This is a genomic window from Proteiniclasticum sp., from assembly GCF_032054185.1.
GTDB lineage: Bacteria > Bacillota > Clostridia > Clostridiales > Clostridiaceae > Proteiniclasticum.
In genome coordinates this window covers 90,975-106,253 of the sequence record NZ_DAMBTF010000006.1, presented here as the reverse complement: position 1 = coordinate 106,253, position 15,279 = coordinate 90,975, and the positions used below count along the sequence as shown (strand labels likewise).

Below are 15,279 nucleotides of genomic sequence, written 5' to 3'. Positions count from 1 at the left end.
CAAAGTCTTTCCTATTCCTAAATCTTCTGTTACATCCTATATAGCACAGGCTTCTCCGTTTTCAGTGTTTCTCTCATATCAAGTATTCTCTGATTGGATGAACCTTTAAAATTAAGATCAAACGATCTTTCAGATTCAACAAAAGGTCCATCGATGAGCACATCGATTTCATGAAGAAGCGGTATATAAAGATCCCTTTGCTCGAGTAGTCTCTCAAAGGTAAATCCTGTATAGGCCATGATCGTAAAGTGAGGATGATGAGGAGTGACTTTTTTTCTGATCAGAAGCGCCAGCTGGTGGAAAGCTTCAGCCTGGAAGAGTGGATCCCCTCCTGAGAACGTGACACCATCCAGGAGAGGGTTTTTCAGAATGAGATCAATGATTTCCTCATCTTCAATCTGGTAACCGCCTTCAAAGGAGTGGGTTTCGGGGTTGTGACAACCAGGGCACTTATGTGCGCAGCCTTGGGCAAAAATGACCAGCCTTAATCCTTCACCATCGGTAATTGACTCTTTGACAATACCTGCAATTCTAAGCATTATTCTGACCTTTACCATGAACCACTCTGTCCCTGACTTCGCTGAGCTTTGCATTGTTGAACCGGTCAAGGGAGCCTACCAGATAACCTGTGATTCTTCTGATTCTTGTAAACGGCACATCTTCTTCGGTTCTTCCGCATCTTGGGCATACATCTCCTATGATTCCATGATGACCGCATACGGGATCGAAATCCACAGGGTGATTGATGGAACCATAGCCGATACCGGATTTCTGCATGTGTCTTATGATTTTCATGAATGCCTTGGGGTTTTTCCCAGCGTCACCATCAAGTTCCACGTAGGTGATATGGCCTGCATTTGTCAGTTCATGATACGGTGATTCTATGTCGATTTTTTCGAATGAGGTCACAGGGTAAAAAACCGGTACATGGAAGCTGTTGGTGTAATAGGCTTTGTCTGTGACTCCTGAAATTTTGCCGAACTCTTTCCTGTCTAAAGCGACAAACCGCCCAGATAGACCTTCAGCGGGGGAGGCGATGAGTGAGAAATTCAGGTTTCTTATCTGGCTTTCCCGATCCATCCTTTCTCTCATGTGAGAAACGATCTTAAGACCGAGTTCTCTTGAATGCTGATTTTCTCCGTGATGAGCACCTGTAAGGGAAACGAGCGCTTCCGCAAGGCCGATGAAGCCTGCTGAAAGTGTACCGTGCCTCAGTACGTTTTCCAGGGTATCTTCAGGAGCGAGCTCTTCACTGCCTCTCCATACACCCTGACCCATAAGGAAAGGAAAGTTCTTCGCTTTTTTCGCTTTCTGAATGCTGAACCGGTCCAGAAGCTGGGAGACCACAAGATCCAGTGCAAGATCAAGTCTCTCGAAGAATTTCTCTTCACTTCCTTCTGACAGAATGGCAAGTCTTGGAAGATTGATTGAGGTAAAACTGAGATTGCCTCTTCCGTAGGGCGTTTCAAGAGACGGGTCTGTGACATTCGATATGACTCTTGTCCTGCAGCCCATATATGATATTTCAGATTCGGGATCATTTTCTCTGTAATACTTTAGATTAAATGGTGCATCCTGAAAAGAGAAATTCGGAAAGAGTCTCTTGGCGCTGACGGCGGCTGCCTGTTCAAACAGATCAAAATTTACTTCGCCTTCATTGAGGTTTACGCCATCTTTCACTCTGAATATATGAATCGGGAATATTGGTGTTTCACCATTTCCCAGCCCTCTTTCAAGAGACAGCAGAAGATTCTTCATCACCATTCTGCCTTCAGGAGTTGTATCCGTACCATAATTTATGGATGAGAACGGAACCTGTGCACCTGCCCGTGAATTCATGGTATTCAGGTTGTGGATAAAGGCTTCCATAGCCTGATAGGTTTTTCGGTCCGTTTCTAGCATTGCTTCATTTCCTGCAAAGGTTATGGCCTTCTCAATCATTTCCTTGCTTAGACTATTTTTTGTGAAGTGTTTTCTAAGCGCCTCTTCAAATTCCTGTGTATCTCCCATGCGGTTGTGGATACCTTGGATCATTAAGTTCTGATTTATTGTCTTCAGTTCGTTTTCGTCACAGCTTACGGAGAACAGTGACAGCGCTTTTATCAGATTCTGGTTAAACTGCTTCACATAGGTCTTGCGGACACCTTCCGCCATGGCATAGTCGAAATTCGGTATGCTCTGCCCGCCATGCTGATCGTTCTGATTGGACTGTATGGCGATACAGGCTAAGGCGCTGTAGCTCAGAATATCCTGAGGCTCTCTCAGAAAACCGTGTCCTGTGGAGAATCCACCTTTAAAAAGCTTTTTCAGATCAATCTGGGCACATGTTGTGGTGAAGTTGTAGAAATCCATATCATGGATATGGATGAGTCCCTCTTCGTGGGCTTTTGCATGCTCCGGATGGAGGACAAACAGCTTCGTAAAGTCTTTAACTCCTTCTGAACCGTATTTCAGCATGGTGCCCATGGCTGTGTTTCCATCTACATTGGCATTTTCTCTTTTCAGATCATCATTTTCAGCATCTTCAAATGTGATGCGTTCATAGATCTTCATAAGATCTGATTTCATCGATCTTGTTCTGCTTCTGTGGTTTCGGTATAGGATATAGGCTTTTGCCACGTTGAAATAGCCTTTGGTCTGAAGGGCAAGCTCGACAAAGTCCTGAATCTCTTCTACGACAGGCAAAGACCTGGCATCCTTACTGATCTGCTCTTCTACCCAAAGGACGAGCTCGGTTATGGATTCTTCCGTAAAGGGCATCTTCTCAGCCTGAAAGGCTCTCGTGAGTGCTGTTGCGATTTTGCTTCGGTCATAGGGCAGGACTCTACCGTCTCTTTTCTGCACATTCAGAAGGGTGAACTGTCTGTTTTCCATATTGTACCTCCAAAAAATAAAGTGGATCTTTCTTTACAGGCAAAGAGAGATCCACTTTTCAGCAGACCTGCTTTATGCGACGTAAAGCGTGGCTGAGCGTCATCAAGGCAGCAATCTGGCTTAGAGAATGATCTCTTACAGTGGCGGCACCGCACAGGAATCTAACCTGTTTCCCTGCTCTTGCGACGATAATATTCAATATATTGTGTTGTTACAGGATTACTATACTACATGTTGTGTCGGTTGAAAAGTGAAATCTTATCTACATGTCGTATTATTCACACTACAGTATGAAGTCCTCAGGGGCTAGAATAGTTACCTCACTGCCTTTGATGCTGATGAGACCGTCTCTTTCCATATTGGAAAGTTCCCTTGAGACAGAGGGTCTTGCCACCTTGATGATTTCTCCGATTTCGGTCTTCTTATGTCTCATTTTAAATCTGGCATCTCCTGCAAATTCCATCTCTTTGGAGAAGTAGATCATGAGCCTTGAGCGAACATCGTTGTGTGCCAGTATCTTTATCTTGTTCTTCAAAACGAAGATATGATTGGAGAGAAAAGTAAGGTAGTTGAGATTGAATGTACTGCTCTCTTCCAGCATATGCTTCATCTGTGCAAAGGGGATAAAGAGTACTGTGCTTTTTGTAGTGGTGACAAGGGTAAAGGGATATTTCGCGTGACTGGTAAAGAGAAGAGGTGCGCCGAAACAGTCTCCATGTCTGAAAACGTTGATGGTCAACGCATCACCGCTTCTTCCATACTGCTGTATGGTCAGTGTTCCATCCAGAACAAATCCGATGGTATCACACGATTCCCCTTCCTCGATCACGATCGTGTCTTTTTCGTATGTTTCCTGTATGCAGTTTGTAAAATCTAAGATTCTATTGATTTCTTCTTCACTCATATTTCTGAATAAAGAATTCTTCTGTAAATTAATCATATTGATTTGCATGCTTTTACCTCGTCATATTTTTCAGGCATATGATATTCTTCATATCCGTCTATTATAAGTCAGAGCTGCCTCAAAGGAAACTGCCATTCTCTTATATGCTGCTGCATTCTCATAAACTATCTGCATATCGTAAAAAATATTATATTTCATAAAGTGTAACAGATGTTACAGTTTTATAGTTACTGTTCTATTATAATCATCTCGTAGATTGATTGAAGATCTCAGTCATAAGCAGAAATAAATCAGCATTATCGGAAATCCGATAATCTTACTTCTAATAAACTAAAATATCATAATAATATTAAGAAATCACTCTAAATAATTGTGAATTCTTAGGTCAAGGATAATTACATTTATTTATCATTTTAGTTCGTAATTCAGCAATTGTAAAACAGTTCACATCTTAAGGAGGAATAAATATGTCAATTAAAGATCAACAGGCCATGTTCTGCTATCAGTGTCAGGAAGCGTCAAGGGGTACCGGGTGCGAAATCATCGGTGTCTGTGGAAAGAACCCTGAAGTGGCTAATCTGCAGGATCTTCTGATCTACACCATCAAAGGAATCTCGCAGATCGTAGTTAACGGAAAACTGGATGTCACCGCGATAAGCGAGATCAACCATGAAGTGATCAATTCACTCTTCATGACCATCACCAATGCAAACTTTGATGAAGCGGCTATTGAGGGTCAGATCAACAGGATGATCGGTTATAGAGAGAGCCTGAAATCAGCAGCGGGTCTTGATAAATATTCGGACGCTGCTTCATTTGCTGTTTCAGATAGGGAGTCGATGCTGAAGAAGGCGAGACTTGTCGGTGTACTTGCGACTAAAGACGAAGATGTAAGATCTCTTAGAGAACTGATCACCTACGGACTTAAGGGTATGGCTGCATATTCACATCATGCGCTGAATATCGGAAAAGAGAACGAGAGCATATATGCCTTTACTTATGAGGCTCTGGCTGCAACACTGGACAATACATTGTCTGCAGATGAGCTTGTTGCCCTGACACTGAAGACAGGAGAGCTTGGAGTGAGTGCGATGGCGCTTCTTGATGATGCCAACACTTCCATGTTCGGTAATCCTGAAGTGACAGAAGTCAACATCGGCGTAGGCGATAAACCTGCTATCCTGATATCAGGACATGATCTTACCGATCTTAAGCAGCTTCTTGAGCAGACAAGGGGAACAGGAGTGGATGTCTATACCCATAGTGAAATGCTTCCTGCTCACTATTATCCTGAGTTCAAAAAGTATGACAACTTTGTGGGTAACTATGGAAACGCCTGGTGGAAACAGGTCGAAGAATTTGAATCCTTCAACGGACCGGTACTCTTTACGACAAACTGTATCGTTCCGCCTAGAAATGAAAGCCTGAGAAATAGAATCTTTACAACAGGTGCTTCAGGATTCCCAGGATGCACACACATCGAAGCTGATGAAAATGGCATCAAAGATTTCTCTGCAATCATCGAAATGGCCAAGAAGCTAAAATCACCAACAGAAATCGAAACAGGAAAGATCGTCGGCGGATTTGCTCATGCACAGGTCATCGCACTGGCAGATAAGGTAGTGGATGCGGTGAAGAGCGGCGCCATCAGAAAGTTTGTCGTTATGGCAGGATGCGACGGAAGAATGAACTCCAGAAACTACTACACTGAATTTGCTGAAAAGCTTCCACAGGATTCAGTTATCCTCACTGCAGGCTGTGCAAAATACAGATACAACAAGCTTCCATTGGGTGACATCGGCGGAATTCCTAGAGTGCTTGATGCAGGACAGTGCAACGACTCCTATTCCCTGGTTGTCATTGCGCTTACCCTAAAGAAGATCTTCGGACTTGAGGATCTCAATGATCTGCCTATCGCATACAACATTGCATGGTATGAGCAGAAAGCGGTCATCGTTCTTCTGGCACTGCTGCACCTTGGTGTCAAGAATATTCACCTGGGACCAACACTACCTGCATTCCTCTCACCTAACGTGGCAAATGTCCTTGTTGAAAAATTCGGAATCAGCCCAATCGGTGAAGTGGATGAAGACATTGAACTCTTCATGGCACAGTAATCTATGATACAAAAGTTCCTTCAGTCGATGACCATATCGTCTGAAGGAACTTTTTTTTGGAGGATCGCTTCTACCAAAGATTTTGGAAATGATGTATGATAATGGGTAGATTAAACCTAAGAAGGAGAAATCACATTGAATATCATTACAGTAGAGAACTTAACGAAAAATTTCGGGGAAAAGAAACTCTTTGAAGAGGTCAGCTTTACCTTTACAGATACAGATAAAATCGGAATCATAGGGATAAACGGTACAGGGAAATCAACGCTGCTGAAGGTGATTGCGGGAATCATTCCACCTGATGAGGGAACTGTGCAGAGAGTGGGTAAGATTCGTGTGGAATACCTTTCACAGGAGCCCGATTTCAGCGATGAACATACAGTTCTTGACCAGGTGTTCAGCGGAGATTCACCAGAGCTGAACACGATCAGAGCTTATGAAGAAGCTCTTGAGCGCTCAAGTTCTGAACCCGAGAATAAAATCCATCAGAAATCGCTGATTCAGCTGACGGGGAAAATGGACAGTCTGGATGCCTGGGGTATGGAAGCGGAGGCAAAATCCATCCTCACAAAGCTTGGTATTACAGATTTCCATAAAAAGATGGGTGAACTTTCAGGTGGACAGAAGAAAAGGGTGGCCATGGCCACTTCACTTATCGCGCCATGCGATCTGCTTATTCTTGATGAGCCGACAAACCATATCGATAATGATACGGTGGCTTGGCTCGAGAAATATCTCAAGGAGCGAAGAGGAGCTCTCCTCATGGTGACCCATGACAGGTACTTTCTTGAGAGGGTGACCAACAGGATTCTTGAAATCGATCATGGATCAATTTACAGTTATCCCGTCAACTATTCCAAATATCTGGAAATGAAAGCATCAAGGCAGGAACTTCAGGAAGTGGCTGACAGAAAAAGAAAAAAACTTCTGGAAAGTGAACTTGCCTGGATCAGAAAAGGTGCGAAGGCAAGAAGTACAAAACAGAAAGCCAGAATCGACAGATATGAGGCACTGAAAAATCAGGAAGGTCACTTTGAGGATAATGAAGTGGAAATCAGAACGGTTTCCTCAAGGCTTGGAAAGAAAATTGTGGAAATCTCATCTCTTTCCAAAGCATACGATGAAGATATACTGCTTAAGGACTTCAATTATAATGTTCTAAAAGATGACAGAATCGGAATCATCGGTCCTAATGGCATCGGCAAGTCAACCTTTCTTAAGATGATTGCAGGACAGGTTGCGCCGGACAAAGGCACAATAGATGTGGGTGAAACAGTGAAAATCGGATTCCTGTCTCAGGAATATACCATCATGAATGAGGAGATGAGAGTCATAGACTTCATCAAGGAAGCCGCCGAAATCATCGAAACGGTAGATGGATCGGTCACTGCTTCTCAGATGCTGGAGACATTCCTGTTTCCACCATATGAGCAGTGGACCCCCATAAACAGACTTTCAGGTGGAGAGAAGAGAAGACTGATGCTACTCAGGATCCTTATGGAAAAACCGAATGTGATTCTTCTGGATGAACCGACCAATGATCTGGACATCGCAACACTTTCGATACTGGAAGACTATCTGGAAAACTTCCCTGGAGCTGTCATCACAGTTTCACATGACCGTTATTTCCTTGACCGCGTTGCTGAAAAGATATTCTTCTTTAAGGGAGACGGGGATGTTCAGATCATATTCGGAAACTACTCGGATTATGAGGAGAAGAAGGAAGCGGAGGAAAAAGAAGAGGAAGAGAAAATAGTCAGGGAAACTCCCCAGAAAGTGAGACAGAAGGAGAAGGCAAAGAAATTTTCCTTTAAGGAGCAGCGGGAGTTCGATGGCATCGATAAACGGATCGAAGATCTGGAAAATAAGATTGCTGAGCTTGAGGGGGCCATAGAAAAACATGCTACAGATTTTGAGAAGCTGAATGAGCTCGTGAGCGAAAAGGAAGCGGTTGAAAAAGAGCTGGAAGAAGCAATGGAGAGATGGACCTATCTCAATGAAATGGCTGAAGAGCTGGGGCTGATATAAGAAAAAGGAAGGATCTTTGCGGTGTCTTTGCGAAGATCCTTCCTTATATTAAGATAAAATAAAAAAGGACCAATAATGATCCTTAATTAAATGAAGATTCTATTCTTCTTCGTTTGTAGAAGTGATGTTGAACTTCTTCTTGAAACGATCAACTCTTCCGCCCACATCAACAATCTTCTGCTTACCTGTGAAGAATGGATGGCACTGAGAGCATATTTCAACCTTAAGTTCATCCTTTACTGATCCAGTAACGAATGTGTTTCCACATGCACACTTAACAACAGCTTCAGAGTTGTAATTTGGATGTATGCCTTCTTTCATTTAATTCACCTCAATTTCATTGTTTTTTAACTCTTCAATTCTAACACTTACCCGGCAAGTAGTCAACTATACTTATGGATTATGATGAGGGTAGATGTTATAATAGATGGGGTATTAAGGAAGTTAGGAGAATTTGAGATGAGCAAACTTTATTTTAGGTACGGAGCAATGAACTCAGGAAAATCCACCAACCTCATGCAGGTTGCTTATAACTATGAGGAAAGAGGGATGAAAGTCAAGATCTTCAAACCTCAGGTAGATGCAAAAGGCGGCAACCAGCTGGTTTCAAGGCTTGGAGTCGTCAGGGATGCGGATTTCGCAGTAAGTGATGAGGATAACCTCTATGAAGTTACCGAGAAATGGATACAGAGCGAAGGCAAAATCAACTGTATACTGGTGGATGAAGTCCAGTTTCTGAAAGAAAAGCACATAGATGAACTTCTTCAGGTTGCAGTTATTCTTAAGGTACCTGTGATATGTTATGGACTAAGAACAGACTTTCTCATGAACGGCTTTGAGGGAAGCGCAAGGCTTCTTCTGCTCGCGCACAGCATTGAAGAACTGAAAACCATATGCACCTGCGGCAAGAAAGCGCTTCTTAACGGTAGGAAGATCAATGGTGAATTTGTATTCGAAGGAGAACAGGTTGCCATCGATATGGTGGGAAATGTTGAGTACCAGTCTCTTTGCGCTGACTGTTATTTCAAGTTCAGAAAGAAAATGCAAGAAAGAAATAAATCAAAATAAGGAATTGGTGAATAGATGAGAAACACAACTGTAGGGGGACAGGCAGTCATTGAAGGCGTTATGATGAGAGGCCTAAAGGGAATTGCGACGGCTGTACGAAGTCCTGAAGGAGAGATCGTGGTGAACCACGATGATACTAAGCCCCTCTCCATGAAATATAAAGTACTGAGATGGCCACTCATAAGAGGTGCTGTCGCGCTGGTCGATTCCATGAAGATTGGAATAAAGAGCCTCAACTGGTCCGCATCGATATTCGGTATTGAAGATGAACCCTCAAAATTCGATAAATTTCTGAAGGATAAATTCGGAGACAAAGGGGAAAAGATCATAGAGACCCTGACCATGATTTTCAGTCTGAGCATCAGTGTACTCCTGTTCTTTGTTCTCCCCACACTGATTACAGGGGTACTCAGAAATTATGACCTACCCCATATCGCCCTGAATGTCATTGAAGCGGTGATCAGGTTGAGCATATTTATCGGATACCTTTACGGAATCAGCAAGATGAAAGATATCTACAGGGTGTTTCAATATCATGGCGCGGAGCATAAAGCGATTATCTGCTATGAAAATGAGATGGAACTTACCGTGGAAAATGTGAGATCCTGCACAAGATTTCATGAAAGATGCGGAACCAACTTTATGTTTCTTGTTATGGCTGTAAGCATCATCGTTTTCAGTTTTACAGGATGGACAGATCCGCTCATGAGAATCGTATCAAGGATTCTGCTACTTCCGCTTATTTCCGGCATCACCTATGAAATTCTAAGGTGGCTTGGAAAGACAAAGGGACCCGTTCAGAAAATCATCGCCTATCCTGGAATGATGCTTCAGAGACTGACCACAAAAGAACCTCTGGACGAAATGCTGGAAGTATCCATCAGAGCACTCAAGGAAGCTGAAGGGCTGGTATAAAGATGCGTATCGTAGAAGTGCTCAGGCAGGCACAGGGAATGTTAAAAGAAATATCTGACACGCCGGCACTTGATGCAAGAGTACTTCTTAAAGAAGTGCTCTTAAAGGATGATGGCTATCTGCTCGCAAATCGGGATGAAGAGCTCGACTCTGATTCTCTCGAGAGATTCTTCGAGATGATCAGAGCCCGTGCAGAAGGAAAACCGGTTGCCTATATTTTAGGATACAAGGAATTTATGGGATTTGCCTTCAGGGTGAATGAAGATACACTCATACCAAGACCGGACACGGAAATTGCTGTGGAAAAGGCTGTTGAGGTTATCAGGGAAAAGAAATGCCGAAAAATACTTGATCTGTGCTCCGGATCAGGTGCTATTGGGCTGTCTATAGCCAAAATCTTGGAATTTACAAATGTAACACTTTCTGATATAAATAAAGGAGCCATTCTAGTCTCGGAAGAAAACGCCGAAAAGCTTGGTGTCAGAGATAGGGTGAATTTCATCGTATCGGACCTTTTTCAGAAGATTGATGATCAGTATGATCTCATCATCAGTAATCCTCCCTATATCAGTCAGGAGGATATGGAGACTTTATCGGTTTCTGTGAAAGACTATGAGCCTCATCTTGCTCTTTATGGAGGAATACGAGGACTGGATTTCTATAAAACCATAGCAATGCAGGCAAGGCAGCATCTGACGGATCATGGCATACTGATTTTTGAGATCGGTTATGACCAGAGTCAAGAGGTGGAAAATATGTTAAAAGAAAATGGATTTAAAAATGTCATAACCATAAATGACCTTTCGGGTCATCATCGGGTAGTTTCCGGAGAACTCATTCCAGAGACTTAGCTTCCTGACGTTATTTTTTCATATCATTTAGAATTAAGGAGAGAGATTAATGTTAGAAAGATTATGTTTTGTAGAAGGTAAATATGAAGAGCTTACCATGAGAATCAGTGACCCGAGTGTCATTGCGGATCAGGAAGCATGGCAGAAACTTGTAAAAGAGCACTCCGATCTTGAAGCGATCGTTACGAAGTACCGTGAATTCAAAGGTTTAAAGGATGAGCTCGACTCAAATATGGAGATGCTTCAGTCTGAAGACGACCAGGACATGAGAGAAATGATCAATGAAGATGTGAGAACCATCAAGGCAAGACTTGACAACATCGAGTCTGAACTTCAGATCATGCTTCTTCCTAAGGATCCCAATGACGACAAGAACGTTTTTGTTGAAATTCGTGGTGGCGCAGGCGGAGATGAGGCAGCACTTTTTGCGTACAACCTGTATAGAATGTATGTAAAATATGCAGAAAGCAAAAGATGGAAAGTGGAAATCATGAGCCTTAATGAAACAGACATCGGCGGATTCAAGGAAGTCGTGTTTATGGTTAAGGGGCACGGTGTCTATTCCCTGATGAAGTATGAGTCAGGGGTACATAGAGTACAGAGAGTTCCTGATACTGAAAGTTCAGGAAGAATACATACATCCACAGCAACAGTTGCAGTTCTGCCTGAAGTGGATGATGTTGACGTTGTCATCAATATGAATGAAATCAGGGTAGACGTTTACCGTTCATCAGGTAATGGCGGACAGTCCGTTAATACTACCGACTCCGCTGTTCGAGTTACTCATCTGCCATCGGGACTTGTCGTTGCCGTACAGGATGAAAAATCACAGCTGAAGAACAAGGAAAAAGCGCTTAAGATATTAAGAGCAAGGCTTTATGAAATTGCGCAGAGTGAAAGAAGCAAGGGCATAGCTGACGAAAGAAAATCACAGGTAGGTACGGGTGACCGTTCCGAGAGAATCAGAACATACAATTATCCTCAGGGAAGAGTGTCGGACCACAGGATCAATCTCACGCTTTATAAACTTGAAGCATTCCTTAATGGAGATATGGATGAAATGTTTGATTCCCTTATCAGATACGACCAGGCTGAAAAATTGAAGGCCATGGGTAACAGAAATAACTAATGAGGGGGACAGTTTTACTGTCCCCATTTTTGAGGTGAAAATGGATACAATCAAAGTCAATTTCAAAAATGGAACAGACAGATCGGCAGTGGATAAAGGTGCAGAGATACTGAGTAGAGGGGGAGTTGTCGCATTTCCTACAGAAACAGTATACGGCCTTGGTGCCGATGCACTGAATAAGGATGCGGTCAAAAAGATATTTGAAGCAAAGGGAAGGCCTCAGGATAATCCTCTCATCATCCATGTTGCAGATGCTGATCTTTCAGAATATGTCAGATCAGTACCGTCGAAGGCTCAGGAGCTGATGGACAGGTTCTGGCCTGGACCCTTGACCATCATCCTTATGAAAACAGATCTCGTACCTCTTGAAACCAGCGCCGGACTTGATACGGTGGGTGTCAGAATGCCATCGAATGAGGTTGCGAGAATGCTCATAAAAGCACTGGGACACCCTATTGCCGCACCATCAGCCAATATTTCCGGAAAACCGAGTCCCACAAACTTTGAAAGGTGTGTGGAAGATCTTGATGGTAGAGTGGATATGATTATAGGTGACGGTAGTTCCATTGTGGGTCTTGAATCCACCATTGTGGACTACAGCGTTCATCCTCCCCGCCTTTTAAGGCCAGGATTCATCACATATGAAGATCTTTGGGAGGTTGATCATGAAGTGGTTTATGATGAGGCAAAGACCAGAGCGGACGAAAAGGAAACCCCAAAGGCGCCTGGAATGAAGTATCGTCATTATGCACCAGAAGCACCATTGACCATCATATCTGGGAGTAAGAAAAATGTGGCAGATAAGATCGTCGAACTAATGGAAAAGAATATCCGGGATGGAAAACATGTAGGAATTCTTTCACCGATAGAGCGGGAGAAGTTGTATAATAGAGAAAATGTCAGATTTATTTCTTTAGGCAGCGAGAAGAATCAGGAAGAGCTTGCGCGAAATCTTTTTGAAGGGCTCAGAAGCTTTGATGATTCAGATGTGGATCTGATCCTTGCAGAAGGGCTTTCAGAGGAGGGTGTGGGACAGGCGATCATGAACCGTCTGAAGAAGGCGTCAGGATTCAATATAATTGAGGTGTAGAGATGAAAGTGTTGTTTGTATGCACAGGTAATACATGCAGAAGTCCTATGGCCGAAGTGATTTTCAATGAAACCTATCACAAGGCAGAGGCGTCTTCACGAGGACTTTATGTTCAGAGAGGCAGTATTCTATCTCCGGAAGCGAAGAAAATTCTGCTTCGGGAATACGGTTATAATGAAAATCGGGAAGCTGAGGAAATACTTGATGGTGATGTGGTGAAAGCGGATTATATCATCACCATGACAGAAGCACAGAAAATGGAAATCAGAAGGCGATACGGCGGGGAAAAGGTATTTACGCTTAAAGAGCTTGCCGGCGAAACAGGGGACGTTATGGACCCTTACGGCATGGAAGAAGAAGTATATATCAGAACGTTCAGTGAAATCAGAACACTGATCCAGAGTATACAAGATTTTGAAAAGTTCAGGAGGTAAACATGAAGATTGCAATTGGTTCTGACCATGGCGGCATCACGCTGAAAGAAACGGTGAAGGAACATCTCGAGAAGAAAGGATATGAGGTCAGGGATTTCGGTACATATACCCGAGAGTCCTGTGATTATCCGGATATCTCGGAAAAGGTCGCACTAAGTATTGCAGATAAAAGTCAGGATTTAGGTATCCTTATCTGCGGAACAGGTATCGGTATCGGGATTGCGGCAAACAAGATCAGAGGAATCCGTGCAGCCCTTTGTCATGATACATTCAGTGCACATGCGACAAGAGAACACAATGATGCCAATATACTGACCATGGGCGAGAGGGTAATCGGACCTTCATTGGCTCTTGACATCGTTGATACGTTTTTGACTACGAAGTTTGAAGGCGGAAGACATCAGACAAGAATCGATAAGATCACATCACTGGAAGAGAAATATATAGAAGTTGAGGAGGAAAAATAATGGGTAGAGTAATAGAAATCAATCATCCGCTGGTACTGCACAAACTGGCGATCATCAGAGACAAGAACACGGGGTCCAAAGAGTTCAGAGAGGTGGTAGAAGAAATTTCCACACTTATGGCTTATGAGGTGACCAGAGACTTGCCGATGGAGGATATTGATATTGAAACACCAGTTGCGATTGCCCACTGCAAGACAATCACAGGAAAGAAGCTTGCCATCGTTCCGATCTTAAGAGCGGGTATCGGTATGGTTGATGGTATGCTTAAGCTCGTTCCTGCTGCCAAGGTCGGACACATCGGTCTTTACAGAGATGAGAGCACACTACAGCCTGTAGAATACTTCTGCAAACTTCCAAAGGACATCGAAGAAAGAGACGTAATCGTAGTTGATCCTATGCTTGCAACTGGCGGATCTGCAGTTGATGCGATCCATATGCTGAAGAAAAGAGGAGCGAAGTCCATCAAGTTTGTCGGCCTTGTTGCTGCTCCAGAAGGAATCAAGGTTCTATCAGAAACACATCCGGATGTGGATATTTTCATCGCTTCAATCGATGAAAAACTGAATGAGCACGGCTACATCGTTCCAGGACTTGGAGATGCCGGAGATAGACTTTTCGGAACTAAATAATCAGATGATGATGGTGCAGACTGCGAAAACTGATTTCGGAGTCTGCATTTTTTCAGGATCTGTTCCAGATAATCGGTAACAGGTGAATTTCAATCATCCATGAGTCTCATAGGCAATCTTTTTCAAAGGGAAAATCAGGAACGTTTTCTGTTCCTGAAAATGCACTCAGTGATAAAAAAACAGAAATATTTTTTTGGAAAAACCCTTGAAATATCATCGTCCAGGCTATATACTAGTCTTTGTCAGTTCATTTGCTGGTGTGGCTCAATGGTAGAGCAGCTGATTTGTAATCAGCAGGTTGATGGTTCGATTCCGTTCACCAGCTCCACATTTCAGGAGGAGTACCCAAGTGGCCAAAGGGGGCAGACTGTAAATCTGTTGCAAGTTGCTTCAGTGGTTCGAATCCACTCTCCTCCACCATTTTTTCCGATGAAATACCTTAGCGAATGTTATTGACAAAACCCTAAGACTGTTGTAATATAAAAAAGCAGTTGTACACAAATAGGGAGGAGTACCCAAGTGGCCAAAGGGGGCAGACTGTAAATCTGTTGCAAGTTGCTTCAGTGGTTCGAATCCACTCTCCTCCACCACAAAGACACAATTGTTACAATTGATGTCTTTTTTTATGGAATTAAAATTGAATACTCTTATCAAGAGAGGTGGAGGGAAAGGGCCCTGTGAAACCCGGCAACCTGTAGCAATACGTGGTGCCAATTCCTGCAGCATTACGCTGCGAGATAAGAGAGATGTAGAACTTTGACACACCTCTTCTT

Annotated in this window: 14 protein-coding genes, 3 tRNA genes and 2 riboswitches; of the genes, 13 read left to right on the top strand and 4 right to left on the bottom strand. The window is 43.1% G+C overall.

The features are described 5' to 3' along the window. Nucleotides 1-29: 29 nt before the first annotated feature. The 3 genes from nrdG to RTX25_RS04995 all read right to left on the bottom strand — a co-directional run bounded on the left by nrdG (nt 30) and on the right by RTX25_RS04995 (nt 3,814). Nucleotides 30-539, bottom strand: coding sequence for an anaerobic ribonucleoside-triphosphate reductase activating protein (nrdG, locus tag RTX25_RS05005; protein ID WP_312651246.1), 510 nt, complete (start codon nt 537-539; stop codon nt 30-32). Then, nucleotides 532-2,874, bottom strand: coding sequence for an anaerobic ribonucleoside triphosphate reductase (locus tag RTX25_RS05000; protein ID WP_312651243.1), 2,343 nt, complete (start codon nt 2,872-2,874; stop codon nt 532-534). Before RTX25_RS05000 ends, nrdG begins: the two co-directional genes overlap by 8 nt. Before the next feature lie 59 nt (nt 2,875-2,933). Then, nucleotides 2,934-3,075, bottom strand: a riboswitch (adenosylcobalamin (AdoCbl) riboswitch). Between the two features lie 82 nt (nt 3,076-3,157). After that, the gene (locus RTX25_RS04995) at nt 3,158-3,814 is read right to left on the bottom strand and encodes a Crp/Fnr family transcriptional regulator (RefSeq protein ID WP_312651240.1); all 657 of its coding nucleotides are present in this window, start codon (nt 3,812-3,814) and stop codon (nt 3,158-3,160) included. A 431-nt stretch (nt 3,815-4,245) separates the two neighbouring features. Here RTX25_RS04995 and hcp point away from each other — a divergent pair, with 431 nt between their 5' ends. Further along, nucleotides 4,246-5,895 carry a hydroxylamine reductase gene (gene hcp, locus RTX25_RS04990; protein ID WP_312651237.1) on the top strand — a complete coding sequence of 550 codons (1,650 nt, stop codon included), beginning with the start codon at nt 4,246-4,248 and terminating at the stop codon, nt 5,893-5,895. Between the two features lie 135 nt (nt 5,896-6,030). Beyond that, nucleotides 6,031-7,923: an ABC-F family ATP-binding cassette domain-containing protein gene (locus RTX25_RS04985; RefSeq protein WP_312651235.1), complete on the top strand. Its 1,893-nt coding sequence runs from the start codon at nt 6,031-6,033 to the stop codon at nt 7,921-7,923. A gap of 99 nt (nt 7,924-8,022) precedes the next feature. On the opposite strand, the gene rpmE is transcribed toward RTX25_RS04985, so the two are convergent. Beyond that, nucleotides 8,023-8,244, bottom strand: a complete 222-nt coding sequence (gene rpmE, locus RTX25_RS04980; protein WP_312651232.1) for a 50S ribosomal protein L31 — start codon at nt 8,242-8,244, stop codon at nt 8,023-8,025. 138 nt (nt 8,245-8,382) lie between these two features. Here rpmE and RTX25_RS04975 point away from each other — a divergent pair, with 138 nt between their 5' ends. The 11 genes from RTX25_RS04975 to RTX25_RS04925 all read left to right on the top strand — a co-directional run bounded on the left by RTX25_RS04975 (nt 8,383) and on the right by RTX25_RS04925 (nt 15,096). After that, nucleotides 8,383-8,991 carry a thymidine kinase gene (locus RTX25_RS04975; protein ID WP_312651229.1) on the top strand — a complete coding sequence of 203 codons (609 nt, stop codon included), beginning with the start codon at nt 8,383-8,385 and terminating at the stop codon, nt 8,989-8,991. A gap of 15 nt (nt 8,992-9,006) precedes the next feature. Continuing rightward, entirely contained in the window at nt 9,007-9,906 is a 900-nt protein-coding gene (locus RTX25_RS04970) for a DUF1385 domain-containing protein (RefSeq protein ID WP_312651225.1), read from the top strand. A 2-nt stretch (nt 9,907-9,908) separates the two neighbouring features. Continuing rightward, nucleotides 9,909-10,757 carry a peptide chain release factor N(5)-glutamine methyltransferase gene (gene prmC, locus RTX25_RS04965; RefSeq protein ID WP_312651222.1) on the top strand — a complete coding sequence of 283 codons (849 nt, stop codon included), beginning with the start codon at nt 9,909-9,911 and terminating at the stop codon, nt 10,755-10,757. 49 nt (nt 10,758-10,806) lie between these two features. Further along, complete coding sequence (prfA, locus tag RTX25_RS04960) at nt 10,807-11,886, top strand: peptide chain release factor 1 (protein ID WP_312651219.1); 1,080 nt, start codon at nt 10,807-10,809, stop codon at nt 11,884-11,886. Nucleotides 11,887-11,926: 40 nt separating this feature from the next. Beyond that, nucleotides 11,927-12,976 carry an L-threonylcarbamoyladenylate synthase gene (locus RTX25_RS04955; protein ID WP_312651216.1) on the top strand — a complete coding sequence of 350 codons (1,050 nt, stop codon included), beginning with the start codon at nt 11,927-11,929 and terminating at the stop codon, nt 12,974-12,976. Between the two features lie 2 nt (nt 12,977-12,978). Continuing rightward, on the top strand, nt 12,979-13,410 hold the full coding sequence (locus tag RTX25_RS04950) for a low molecular weight protein arginine phosphatase (RefSeq protein ID WP_312651214.1): 432 nt from the start codon (nt 12,979-12,981) through the stop codon (nt 13,408-13,410). Between the two features lie 2 nt (nt 13,411-13,412). Continuing rightward, the gene (rpiB, locus tag RTX25_RS04945) at nt 13,413-13,877 is read left to right on the top strand and encodes a ribose 5-phosphate isomerase B (protein WP_312651212.1); all 465 of its coding nucleotides are present in this window, start codon (nt 13,413-13,415) and stop codon (nt 13,875-13,877) included. Next, complete coding sequence (gene upp, locus RTX25_RS04940) at nt 13,877-14,506, top strand: uracil phosphoribosyltransferase (protein WP_312651209.1); 630 nt, start codon at nt 13,877-13,879, stop codon at nt 14,504-14,506. Before rpiB ends, upp begins: the two co-directional genes overlap by 1 nt. Before the next feature lie 253 nt (nt 14,507-14,759). Continuing rightward, nucleotides 14,760-14,834: transfer RNA gene (locus RTX25_RS04935), tRNA-Thr, on the top strand. 7 nt (nt 14,835-14,841) lie between these two features. Continuing rightward, nucleotides 14,842-14,926 (top strand) — tRNA-Tyr (locus RTX25_RS04930). 85 nt (nt 14,927-15,011) lie between these two features. Continuing rightward, nucleotides 15,012-15,096 (top strand) — tRNA-Tyr (locus tag RTX25_RS04925). Between the two features lie 54 nt (nt 15,097-15,150). After that, a riboswitch (SAM riboswitch) is annotated at nt 15,151-15,250 on the top strand. The last annotated feature ends 29 nt before the right edge of the window (nt 15,251-15,279 follow it).

Coding starts and splice junctions, on each gene's coding strand:
- upp (WP_312651209.1), top strand. CDS start 13,877: ATGGGTAGAGTAATAGAAATCAATCATCCGCTGGTACTGCACAAACTG.
- nrdG (WP_312651246.1), bottom strand. CDS start 539: ATGCTTAGAATTGCAGGTATTGTCAAAGAGTCAATTACCGATGGTGAA.
- rpmE (WP_312651232.1), bottom strand. CDS start 8,244: ATGAAAGAAGGCATACATCCAAATTACAACTCTGAAGCTGTTGTTAAG.
- RTX25_RS04950 (WP_312651214.1), top strand. CDS start 12,979: ATGAAAGTGTTGTTTGTATGCACAGGTAATACATGCAGAAGTCCTATG.
- RTX25_RS04975 (WP_312651229.1), top strand. CDS start 8,383: ATGAGCAAACTTTATTTTAGGTACGGAGCAATGAACTCAGGAAAATCC.
- rpiB (WP_312651212.1), top strand. CDS start 13,413: ATGAAGATTGCAATTGGTTCTGACCATGGCGGCATCACGCTGAAAGAA.
- RTX25_RS04995 (WP_312651240.1), bottom strand. CDS start 3,814: ATGATTAATTTACAGAAGAATTCTTTATTCAGAAATATGAGTGAAGAA.
- RTX25_RS05000 (WP_312651243.1), bottom strand. CDS start 2,874: ATGGAAAACAGACAGTTCACCCTTCTGAATGTGCAGAAAAGAGACGGT.
- prfA (WP_312651219.1), top strand. CDS start 10,807: ATGTTAGAAAGATTATGTTTTGTAGAAGGTAAATATGAAGAGCTTACC.
- RTX25_RS04955 (WP_312651216.1), top strand. CDS start 11,927: ATGGATACAATCAAAGTCAATTTCAAAAATGGAACAGACAGATCGGCA.
- hcp (WP_312651237.1), top strand. CDS start 4,246: ATGTCAATTAAAGATCAACAGGCCATGTTCTGCTATCAGTGTCAGGAA.
- prmC (WP_312651222.1), top strand. CDS start 9,909: ATGCGTATCGTAGAAGTGCTCAGGCAGGCACAGGGAATGTTAAAAGAA.
- RTX25_RS04970 (WP_312651225.1), top strand. CDS start 9,007: ATGAGAAACACAACTGTAGGGGGACAGGCAGTCATTGAAGGCGTTATG.